The 3,058-nt window shown below is 51.7% G+C and carries 4 protein-coding genes; 3 read left to right on the top strand and 1 reads right to left on the bottom strand.

What is annotated here, in order from left to right; all coding sequences use genetic code 11:
- Positions 1-275 precede the first annotated feature (275 nt).
- From ACP5E6_RS17740 to ACP5E6_RS17730, 3 genes are all read left to right on the top strand, one after another.
- A complete protein-coding gene (locus ACP5E6_RS17740) occupies positions 276-728 on the top strand; it encodes a GNAT family N-acetyltransferase (protein ID WP_427956499.1) in 453 nt (150 codons plus the stop codon).
- Positions 683-1,699 carry an alpha/beta hydrolase gene (locus tag ACP5E6_RS17735; RefSeq protein ID WP_427956497.1) on the top strand — a complete coding sequence of 339 codons (1,017 nt, stop codon included), beginning with the start codon at positions 683-685 and terminating at the stop codon, positions 1,697-1,699. Before ACP5E6_RS17740 ends, ACP5E6_RS17735 begins: the two co-directional genes overlap by 46 nt.
- Before the next feature lie 148 nt (positions 1,700-1,847).
- Positions 1,848-2,645: an alpha/beta fold hydrolase gene (locus ACP5E6_RS17730; RefSeq protein ID WP_427956495.1), complete on the top strand. Its 798-nt coding sequence runs from the start codon at positions 1,848-1,850 to the stop codon at positions 2,643-2,645.
- 175 nt (positions 2,646-2,820) lie between these two features.
- On the opposite strand, the gene ACP5E6_RS17725 is transcribed toward ACP5E6_RS17730, so the two are convergent.
- Positions 2,821-3,058 (bottom strand): hypothetical protein (locus tag ACP5E6_RS17725; RefSeq protein WP_427956492.1); only part of this gene is annotated, 238 nt, incomplete at its 5' end.

Raw genomic sequence — 3,058 nt, 5'->3', positions numbered from 1 at the left:
GCGGATCGCGCAGGAACGCCAGCGGCAGGAGGCGGCGGCCAAGGCGTCACGGTTGGTGCTCAAGCTGGTACCGGAACAGAAGCCCGCCGACTTCCCTGCCCCACGTCCGCGACGAGGACCTAGGATGGGGATGTAGCCCATTCACCGTCAATCCGCGAGCAGTCGGACCGAATCCGAGGCCCTGACGGGATAGCGTCGACGAGACCAGAGGACCCGTTCTGCCCCCGCCAGCGGGGGTTTCACCCCGAGGACCAATTTGGCATGACATTTTACCAATGAGCTATGAAGTCAATCTTCCAAAGGGTTACGTCATCAGTGATGATCGCGGGCGTATTGACATGGAGGTCGTCCATACGGCGTTGGCAGGCGTTTATTGGGGACTGGACCGCTCACGTGCTCTGACTGAGCGGAGTTGGGCAAACTGCCTTTGCATTGGTATCTACGCACCCGACGGCGGGCTGGTTGGGTTTGGTCGTGTGCTGACTGACTATGCCCTTCGTGCTCATCTGGGGGATGTATTTGTTCGCCTCGATTTGCGTGGGGCTGGCCTCGGGAAGAGGCTGGTCGAAAGCATCCTGGCGCATCCCGATCTCGCTTCTGTCTCGCATTGGACCCTTACAACAGAAGACGCCCATGGACTTTATCAGCGGTATGGGTTCCGCGTAGCCGAGCCAGACGGCAAATGGATGACGATGGATCGCACCTCCACGCGAAGGGAAAAAGAATAGGAAATCCGCCCTTCGGTGCTATGATTGCCGTCCATAAACAAAACAAAAGGGAACAGGAAATGCGCAAGGATATTGAGTTTTCGACCGAAGATGGGACGGTACTGCGGGGGTGGTATTATACGCCGGCGAACCTTACTGGATCAGTTCCGACAATTATAATGGCTCATGGCTTTTCAGCCGTGAAAGAAATGTATCTTGATCGGTTTGCCGAAGTCTTTAGCCAGGCAGGCATGGCGGCGCTGGTTTTTGATAATCGTAATTTCGGGGCGAGCGACGGCGAACCGCGTCAGGAGATCGATCCTTGGCAGCAAGTGCGGGATTATCGCGACGCAATTACGTTTGCTGAAACTCTTCCAGAAACGGATCGGTTGAAAATAGGCATCTGGGGATCGAGCTATTCCGGGGGGCATGTACTCGTTGTAGCGGCCACCGACCGACGGGTGAAGGCAGTCGTGGCGCAAGTTCCGCTAATAAGTGGTCATGCCAATGCACGGCGGTTGATCCGGTCAGACGCATTCTGCGGGCTGTATGACATGTTCGATGAAGATCGACGGAATCGTTACAAAGGTGGTCATCCTGCGATGATCCCGGTTGTGACGGAGGATCCCAGTGGTCCTGCAGCGCTGCCGACGGCGGATTCCTGGGCTTGGTTCACGGCGACCCACGAGGAGCGGGCACCCTCCTGGCGGAATGAGGTAACGCTGCGTTCAGTGGAGATGTTCACCGAATATGAGCCCGGTATCCATATCGCGCACATTAGTCCGACGCCGCTGTTGCTGATCGTCGGTCTTGCCGATCACCTGACCGTCGCGGATCAGACATTGTTAGCCTACGAGAAAGCGCTGCAGCCCAAGAAGCTCGTGATGTTGAACGGCGGCCATTTCGATGCCTATGTTCACGATTTTGATAAGGCTTCCGGTGCGGCCTGTGAGTGGTTCAAGGTGCATCTTGCGTCTGGCACCGGGGGTTAAAGTAATGCTCGTTTTGCCTTCACGGAAATATAACAATCATGTCATCTGTGTGGGTTCTCGATCGGACGCGCACAGTCGACCATAATCTGCAGTTTTTCGTTTAGCGATCGCGAGTATATAGTGATAAAAAATAATAGGGGAAAGTAAAATGAAACATGTCGTCATAAATGGATGTCAGATATGGGTTGAAGACACCGGAGATACTGCTAAGCCTGCGATCCTGTTTAGCCATTCATTGTTTTTCGATCATACGATGTTTCATCACCAGCGAGACGAACTGGCCGGTGATTATCGGGTAGTGGCGTATGATCATCGCGGTCAGGGCAAGAGCAGTCCGGCCGAACGCGCCGAGCAATCAATGGATCATCTGACCGAGGACGCTGCAGCTCTGATCAAAGCCCTGAACCTTGCGCCGTGTCACGTCATCGGGAATTCTATGGGTGGATTTATTGCACTTAGGCTTGCTGCCCGATACCCTGAATTGATTGCATCGGCCGTACCGATAAATTCGTCTGGTGAGGAAGAGCATAAGAAAGCAGATTTTGCACCGTTGGTTGAGTCAATGGCAGCGAACGGAACCGATCCGTTAATTGATACGCTCATGTATATTATGTTCGGCGACACCTTCCTTGCGGACCCTGGCCGCACCGAAGAAAAAGATCACTGGCGTCGAAAGATGTTGAATCTTCCGAAATCCATCGCTGATTCGGCACATCAGGTCGTTTTCCGTCAGTCGATACTTCACGAGTTGAAAGATTGTCGTGTTCCGGTGTTTGCGATTGCCGGCGATGAAGATCATGCTTATGGCCCGAAGGAATCAGAAAATATAGCAACAGCATCAGGAGGAAAATATCACGTCGTTGGTAAAGCGGGGCATTCAGCTTCAATAGAACAATATAAAAATATTAATAATCTCATATTAAATCATATCAAAGGTATAATTTAAAAATGAAAATATAAATTATATTTATAGAAATAAATACTAATTTATTTAAGAATTCATCTGATATTCTTAATCGCATAAGGGGCGCCTCTGCCCCGAATGCGAGATCCTTGAGATAAGGCGAATCTTGTACTCATTTTAGCGCGGCACTCTATTGAAGCAACCTGCTCTCGCGCACCTACCGAATGAGCTCCGCTGGCCTGAAGTAGAGCTCCCGTCCAAAGCGTACCTGTCCGCCGTCCTTGGAAATGACGAACATCTTATCTTTGCGCGCGCCATGCATCAACGAGGGGCGGGCGAAATGGCACATAGTTTCTTGATCCAAGCTTATACCAGCCTGATGATTGCAACGGGTGGAAAATAATATATACTCGGGTATATATAACCGCTGGAGGGTTTCATGCAGATTACCCGTG

This window comes from Acidiphilium sp. (genome assembly GCF_049977125.1).
In the GTDB taxonomy this organism is placed as follows: Bacteria; Pseudomonadota; Alphaproteobacteria; order Acetobacterales; family Acetobacteraceae; genus Acidiphilium.
The sequence above is the reverse complement of the archived record's forward strand: the minus strand, read 5'-3'. Positions and strand labels throughout refer to the sequence as shown.